Origin of the sequence: Micromonospora haikouensis (assembly GCF_900091595.1) — a bacterium.
GTDB classification, from domain to species: domain Bacteria; phylum Actinomycetota; class Actinomycetes; order Mycobacteriales; family Micromonosporaceae; genus Micromonospora; species Micromonospora haikouensis.
In genome coordinates, this window is the sequence record NZ_FMCW01000001.1 from 25,592 (window position 1) to 33,295 (window position 7,704).

Annotated in this window: 4 protein-coding genes; 3 read left to right on the forward strand and 1 reads right to left on the reverse strand. The window is 71.8% G+C overall.

Features of this window, described 5'->3' with window-relative positions:
- Positions 1-34: 34 nt before the first annotated feature.
- The gene (locus GA0070558_RS00080; protein ID WP_091274094.1) at positions 35-4,120 is read right to left on the reverse strand and encodes an alpha/beta hydrolase; all 4,086 of its coding nucleotides are present in this window, start codon (positions 4,118-4,120) and stop codon (positions 35-37) included.
- A 789-nt stretch (positions 4,121-4,909) separates the two neighbouring features.
- Between GA0070558_RS00080 and GA0070558_RS00085 the strand changes: the two genes are divergently transcribed.
- The 3 genes from GA0070558_RS00085 to GA0070558_RS33215 all read left to right on the forward strand — a co-directional run.
- A complete protein-coding gene (locus tag GA0070558_RS00085; protein WP_176734035.1) occupies positions 4,910-5,722 on the forward strand; it encodes a helix-turn-helix domain-containing protein in 813 nt (270 codons plus the stop codon).
- Between the two features lie 251 nt (positions 5,723-5,973).
- Positions 5,974-6,204: an MbtH family protein gene (locus tag GA0070558_RS00090; protein WP_176734036.1), complete on the forward strand. Its 231-nt coding sequence runs from the start codon at positions 5,974-5,976 to the stop codon at positions 6,202-6,204.
- The coding region (locus GA0070558_RS33215) for a condensation domain-containing protein (RefSeq protein WP_256091635.1) at positions 6,197-7,704 on the forward strand (1,508 nt) is incomplete at its 3' end. The genes GA0070558_RS00090 and GA0070558_RS33215, both read left to right, overlap by 8 nt.

Below are 7,704 nucleotides of genomic sequence, written 5' to 3' on the forward strand. Positions count from 1 at the left end.
GACCCCTCCGGTCAGCTTCCTTGGTGCCGGATCGTCACTTCTTGAGCAGTCGCACCTGCACGGTCTTGCTCGCGCTCTGCCCCGTCGCGGTGCCGAACGCGACCGTGACCGTCACGTCGAGCCGTCCCGCCTTGACCAACTCCTGCCGGTACGCGGGGTCGACCGTCACGGTCAGCGTGACCGTGCCCGCCTTGCTCACCTGCCTGGTCACCGCGACCACCTTGTCGCCGGTGAGGGTGAGCGTGCCGGCCGTGTTGACGGTGGCGGCGATCGTCGCCGTGCCCGTCTTGGTGTTGGTCGTCACCTTGCCGAGCTTCACCGTCGGCGGCGGCAGCACGGTGCCCACCACCGCCTTGGACAGCGTCGCCCGTCCGGACGAGTCGACGACCAGCGCCTGGAGCTTGACCTGCCGGCCGGCGTCCCTGGCGCTGGGCGTCCAGTCGAACAGGTACGGGGCGACGGTGCTGGTGCCGACCCTGGTGCCGTTGACGAGCAGGGTCGCCGACGCGATGGCGAAGTCGTCGGTGCCCCGGATGAGCGGGTGCACCGTCGTCCCGACCTGGAACACCGCGCCCTGCCCCGGGTCGGCGACCTGGGCCGACGGGGCGCGGTCGGCGACGCGGCCCACCCCGGTCGGCACCGCCTTCGGCGGCTTCGGCAGCCGCTTGGCGAGGGTGACGGTGGCCGCGCCGGTGCTGTCGGGGCCGGAGATGGCCTCGACCCCGGTGCGCGGGTCCGCCGGTCCGCCCGAGAGCGGCGCGCGCTTGCCGAGGTAGCTGCCGGTCACCGCGAACGGGGCTGCCTCGCGTACGCCGGTGTTGTCGGCGTTGGCGTTGTAGACCGCGTACCCGTTGCCGGTGATGATGTCGCCGGAGGCGGTGAGCGCCCCGACGCTGTCGGTGCCGGCGTCGGTCAGCAGGATGCCGTAGGACTTCTCGGGCGCGGGCGGGTGGTAGTTCCCGGTGATCCGGCTGTCGTTGACGAAGCCGGTCGCTCCGCTGGCGTACTGGATGCCGACCTGCGGGAACACGCTGCTCGACGCGCCCGCGACGACCGTGCCGGTCACGTAGCCGTGGTTGCGGATGCCGGTCCGGGCGGTGTTGTCCGGGCTGCCGTCCGTGCCCCGCGCGCCGTCGAACAGGATGCCGCCCGACTGGTAGCCGGTGACGACGCTGCCGGTGACGGTCACCTCGCTCTCGACGGTGGCGGCGCTCGCCCCCCGGATCACGCCGGTCTTGACGATGCCCCAGCCGTGCGGGTGCTCGGCCAGTTCCTGCGCGGTGGTGGCGGCTCGCAGCGGGCCGACGACGCTGTTCGCGACGCGACCGGCCGCGCCGAAGAAGGCGATGCCCGCCTCGGCCCAGACGTTGCCGGAGGTGACGGTCACGCCGGAGATGTCGACGAACATCTCGTTGGTGTCGGTGGAGCCGAGCGACTGCCGCGACACGGTGATCACGTTGCCGCCGCCGTCGCGCAGGTAGGGCTGGTGGCCCGCGAGGGTGCCGAGCGACTGGTCGGGCTCGATGGTCACCTTGTCCGCGCCCGCGCCCTTGATCTTCAGGGGCTTGGTGATGGTGAGGCCGTTGCGCGCGCCGGCCTGCACGGGGTTGGACGCGTGGTTCACCGGCGTCGAGGACTCCTGGTAGACGCCCGCGCAGACCACGATCGTGTCCCACGGCGAGGCGTGGTCGACGGCCGCCTGGATCGACGTGAACTGGGCGGTGGGGCACTGCTTCCCGTCGTCGTCGACGGTCCAGGTGGTGTTCCCGCGCGGGTTCGCGACCGGGTCGACCAGCGCCACCTTGCCGGGGGTGTTGTCGTACGCGGCGAGGTAGGTCGCCGGGTCCGGGCCGCCGAGGGCGGACTTGCCGTGGCCCGCGCCGTTGGCGTGGTTGCCGTCCGACAGCAGCCGCGCTCCGGCCGCGCTCTCCTGGAAGCGCACGTCGGCGAGCTGGATCGAGCCGGACTTGGGCAGGTCGCCCGCCCCGAAGCGCAGTTCGAGCTTGGCCAGGGAGCCGACGTCGACGCCCTGCGCGGCGAACTCGCTCAGCGGCACGCGGATCTGGTCGAGGACGATGTGCGTGTTCGGCGTGTTCGTGCCGGTGGACATGTGCAGGGCGTTGCCCCAGCGCGGGTCGCCGGCGTCGACGGTGGCCTCGTGCCCGGCCGTGTCGCTCAGCGCGATGACGAAGCGCTGCGTGGTCGACGTCGGGTCGTACGACGTGGGTAGTTCGTTGGGCCAGACCGGGCTGGTCGGGGTGCCGTTGACGGTGGTGTCGCGGGTGTTGTCGCCCCGGTTGTCGGCGCCCGGGTTGCGGGTGTCGAAGAAGTTGACGGCGGCGCTGAGGGCCAGCGCCTTGAGGCCCCGTACGTCCTTGGACGCGGCCGGGATCGCGGCGGTGAGGGTGGCGGTGGAGGTCGGCTCCCAGGCGAGGGTGAGCTGGCGGCCGTAGGAGTGGTTGATCGGGCTGTTCTCGCGGGTGGCGTTCTGCCCGCCGAGCGCGCCGGCCGCCGGCAGCGGGCAGGGCTTGGCGGCGGTCGGCAGCCCGGTCTTGCCGAGCTGGGCGGGCGCGAAGTCCTGGGGCTCCGGGTTGCACCAGTCGTAGCCGCCGGCCGTCGCCGCCGGCTTCGGCGCGACGCCGGGCGCCTGGGCGTACGGGTCGGCGAAGCCGCTGCCGGTCAGCGGGCCGCCGAGGGCGTTGAGGCCGAGGGGGTTCTCCACCTCGGGGCGGATCACGTCCACCCGCTCCTGTGGCGCGGCGAAGTAGCTGGTGTTGACCCGCTCGTTGCAGGCGATGGCCGTGCCGGACGGGCTGGTCGGGCAGGCCGTCGCCGGGACCTGCAGGCCGCTGGCGGTGTTGGCCAGCTCGCCGGTCAGCCAGGGCTGGAACGCGCCCTCGCCGCCGACGTAGCGGCGGAAGAAGGCGGCCATCGTGGCCAGGCCCAGCTTTTCCTGGTCGCCCATGCGGGCCGCGTCGCCGGAGAACTTGGTGTTCACGGCCGGGTTCAGCGGATCCGAGTTGTCGATCTTGTAGTTCAGGTCGGGGTCGGTGTAGCTGGCCGCGCCGCTGAGCCGCAGGTTGTTCGGGTGGATGTTGTTCGTCGCGAACGGGGCCGAGTTGCCGCAGGCGGCGTCGTTGTTGCCCTGGCCGTCCGCGCCGCCGTCGGCGTACCAGACGGTGTTGTACCAGTTGTGGATCGCGCCGAGGTGCTCGACCTGGATGCGGGGGAAGGGGTCGCCCGGGTTGACGTACTGGCTGCGCTCGAACAGCCGCGCGCCCTGCAGGTTGGACACGTCGCCGTCGCACATCGGCAGGATCGTCAGGTACGGCATGCCGTACGGTGCCTTGCGCTCGTAGTCGACCGGCGCGAGGGAGATGACGCCGCGCAGGGGATAGCGCGGGCCGTCGGTGCGGATGCGGTTGTAGTCGATGAAGCTCGACACGGCGTCACCGCCGCGCGAGTGCCCCATCAGGCCGATGCGGGTGAGGTCGAGGTGACCGGAGAGCGTGGTGCCGACGGTCGTGTGCTCGTCGACGGGCAGGCCCTCGGCGCGGTTGGCGGCGCTGAGCGCGTCCAGGGTGGCGGCGATGAGCATGCGCCGGCTGTGCATGCCTTTGCCCTTGCTGCTGTCCTGCCGCATCATCAGCTGGTCCTGCGACACCGAGAACGTCGTGTAGCCCCAGGTGGCGAGGTTCTCCGCGAGGTAGGCGTAGCCGTTCTCGTTGTGCTTGAACTGGGCGCAGGTGAGCTGGGCGCTGTTCTGCCCGGAGTCGCACGAGCCGTGGTTGCCGTGCACCAGGACGATCAGCGGCGATGGGGTGGTGCGCTTGGCCCAGTCCGGCGTGTAGAGCTGGCCGCGGATCTCGACCTGCTCCGCCGCCTGGGCCGTCCCCGGCGTCGGGTCGGCCCCGGCGGAGTTGGGCTCCTGGATGCTGGCGAGGCCGAGCTTGGCTTCCTGGACGGCCTGGTAGCCGAACGGTCCGCGCGCCGTCGGGTCGGGCAGGTCCGCCGGTGCGGCGGGGGGCGGTGCGGCTGCGGTGGGGGACGCCGCGCTGGCCGGGGCGGCCAGCGCGGCCGGGGCCGTCAGCGAGACGACCACCGCGAGGAGAATGCGCATGCTCCTCGATGTTCGTACCTTCAAAGTGTCTCCCCGGAAAGGAGTGGAAATGTTCAACGATCGGGGACGGTAGCCAGCTCTCGTTTCTCCCGCGTTTCGTATGGCGTGCGTCTCTCGGCGCACGGAAATCGCCTCTACCAGGGGATATGCGCCCCGGACGGGAAGCCGGCCGCAACTGCGGCGATTGGGACTCCGGGGCTCTTCGCGACTCATATCCGCGCCGGGAAACGGCGTGCCGAACGGCGTGCTCGGGTTGGTGCAATCCGTTGGGAATTGTGGGCCCGCGAATGGAGAGCCGTACTTGAATGTATTGCTGCCCTCGGTCGGCGCGGGGCGCGCGGCGCGGGCCTCGGCGCGGGGCGCGATCTACGCAACAGGGCCATCACGGGCAAGTGGTGCGCACTCCCGTGGACGTGGCCAAGGGGGCAGCCCGGCCAAGTCCATGACGATTGGGTGCAGGTGGCAGGGAATCGCCGGAGGGGATGACCGCACAGTGATCCGAGCGATACTCAGCTATTGGTGTCCGGGTCCCCGAGCGGTAGCATCCACATTCGTGACAGTCACTGGACACGATTGTGTCCGTGCCGTCGCGAGCGGGCTTTGGCCTATTCGGCCGAAAGCCTCGTACGCGGGATCCATCGGTCCCGGCGACGGGCAGCCGTCGACCGATCGATCCGCCCTGCTTCCGGCTCTCGGGAGAGCCGTGTGACCGGTGGCCGTTGTTTCATTTCGGTGCAGGTCCAGATGCGCGGGAAATATCATTCACGGCTGCGCCAGGACGAGGGAGAAATGGTTGCCATTCGGCAGGTCTCGGCAGATCAGAACAGCGAGCTGGCCGCCTGCGTCAAAGCCTGGCGGCACCGGCTGGTGCCCGACGACCGGCTCCTCGCCCGACGCCGCCGAGCCCGTCGGTCGAACGTCACCCAGGAGGAAGTCGCGGAGATCGTCGGGGTGAGCGTCGTCTGGTACAGCAACCTCGAACGCGGGGTGCGGGCCAACTACTCGGACGCCTTCCTCGACGCCGTCGCCGAGGCGCTGCGCCTCGACCGGCACGAGCGGGAGCTGCTGTATCTCCTGGCGGTCGGCCGGATGCCGTCGCCGTCGCCGGTCGGCGCGACCGCCGTCGTCCTCGGCCCCGCCCTGCGCCAGTTCGTCGAGGGGCAGCGCTGGGCGACCTACGTCCTCGACCGGTACGCGCGGGTGGTGCTGCACAACGAGGTGTGCGAGGCCTACTATCCCTGGCTGCGCAGCGATCCCAGCTACCCCCGCTGGCTGTTCACCGACGCCGACGCGCGCCGCCGACTGGTCAACTGGGACACCGACTGGGCGGCGCCGCTGCTCACCCAGATGCGCATCGCCCAGGCGCTGCACCCCCAGGACGCGGGGATCGCCGCGCTGGTCGACGCCTGCCTGGCGACCAACCCCGAGGCCCGCTGCCTGTGGAACGCCCACGCCGCGAACGGGTGCACCCTGCAGTCGCGGCGCGGCATCCGGCTCTCCAGCGACCACCGGACGACGCTGGTCGACGTCGTGACCCTCACCGATCCGAGCGCGAGTGAGCTGCAGATCGTCTCGCTGATTCCGGTGGCCGACCCGGCGTAGCCGCCTTTCATCCCCCCGCTTCCCCTCCGGCGAATTCCGTCGTCGGCGATTCCGGCCTGCCCGCTCGACCTCGGCCTTCCCGTGGGCTGCCGGCCTGTCCGTGTGCTCTCGCCGAAACCGTTTACACCAACTGCCACTTGGTGAAGTGGCAATTTCTGGCCGCCACCGCTATCGCCCGGCAGGATTCTCCCCGGCCGCTTCCGGGGGCTATGTGGACTCCCTGCGGCATCGATGTGGACCGGAGGCGGATCATGAATCCATTCGACGATGCGGACGGCACTTTCCTGGTGCTGGTGAACGCCGAGTCGCAGCACTCGTTGTGGCCGGAATTCGCCGAGGTGCCGGCGGGCTGGACCGTGGCATGGGGGCCGGGCGGCCGCGACGACGCGCTGCGCTTCGTCGAGGAGAACTGGCAGGACATGCGGCCTAAGAGCCTCGCCCTCGCCATGGACCAGGCCGAGCAGGCCGCGTTCCATGGGTGAGGACGACCGGCACTGGCCGCTGAGCAGCGAGCAGCAGCGGCTGTGGTTCATCGACCGGCTGACGCCGGCCAGCGCCGCCTACCACGTGCCGGTGTCGTGGCGGCTGCGGGACGCCGTACCGCTGCCGGAGGTCGTCGCCACCGTCGGCCGCCTGCTGGCCCGGCACGACGCGTTGTTCACGGCCTTCGCGGAGGTCGACGGCGAGCCGGTGCAGCGCCTGCTGCCGGCCCGCGAACTGCCCCTGGAGGTGCACGACCTCACCGACTGCCCGGCCGCCGAGCGCGACGCCCGGTGCGCCGAGGTGGTGCGGGAGGTGTCCCGCCGACCGTTCGACCTGAGCGCCGGGCCCCTGGCCCGCGCGGCGGTGTTCGCCGTCGACGACCACGTGCGGCTGCTCCACCTCACCTTCCACCACATCGCCGTCGACGGCCTCTCGCTGGAGCTCGTCGAACGCGACCTCGCCGCCGGCCTGGGCGGCGCCCCCGTCCCGCCCCCGCCCCGGGCCGCGTACGTCGAGCACTGCGCCCGGCAGCAGGAACGGCTGGCCGGGCCGCGGGCGCAGCGGGACCTCGACCGGCGCGTCGAGCAGTTGCGGGGCGCGCCGGAACTGCTCGAACTCGGCCGCGACCGGCCCCGGCCCCGCGACTTCACCTACCGGGGCGAGACCCTGCGGTTCACCGTGGAGCCCGGCGTCCGCGACCGGGTGCGGGCCCTGGCGGCGGGCAGCGGCGTCACGCCGTACGTGGTGCTGCTGGCGGCCTTCCACGTCTTCCTGCACCGGCAGACCGGGCAGACCGACCTCGTCGTCGGCTCGCCGGTCGCCGGCCGGGGGGACAGCCGGTTCCTCGACGTGGTCGGCCTGTTCGCCGGCACGATGGTGGCCCGCACCGACCTGGGCGGCGAGCCGACGTTCGAGGCCGTCGTGGCGCGCACCCAGGAGTCGGTGCTGGACGCCCTGGAGCACCTCGACGTGCCGTTCGACCGGCTCGTCAACCGCCTCGTGCCGCAGCGGGTGCCCAGCCACGGCCCGCTCGTGCAGGTGCTGTTCGCGTTCCACGAGACGGGGCCGGCGGCCGGGGCCGGCGCCGCGGGCGGAGCCGGGGCGGGGGCCGGCGCGTCGTTCCTCACCCGCGAGTTCGTGCCCACCGACACGGCGAAGCTGGACCTCACGTTCACCGTCTACGACGTCGGCGACCGCTTCGACATCGAGATCGAGTACTGCACGGACCTGTTCGGCCGCGACTCGGTCGAGCACTTCTTCCGGCACTGGTCGCACCTGCTGTCGAGCGCTCTCGATGCGCCCCGGCTGGCGATCGGACACCTCGCGGCGATGGACGCCGCCGAGCGGTCGCTGATCCGGTCCTGGTCGGCGGCCCAGACGTCGGCGGCGGGTGACGACGCCGACCTGCTGGTGCACGAGTTGGTGGGTCGGTGGGTGGAGGGGTCGCCGGGTGCGGTGGCGGTGGTGTGTGGGGAGGTGGTGTTGACGTATGGGGAGTT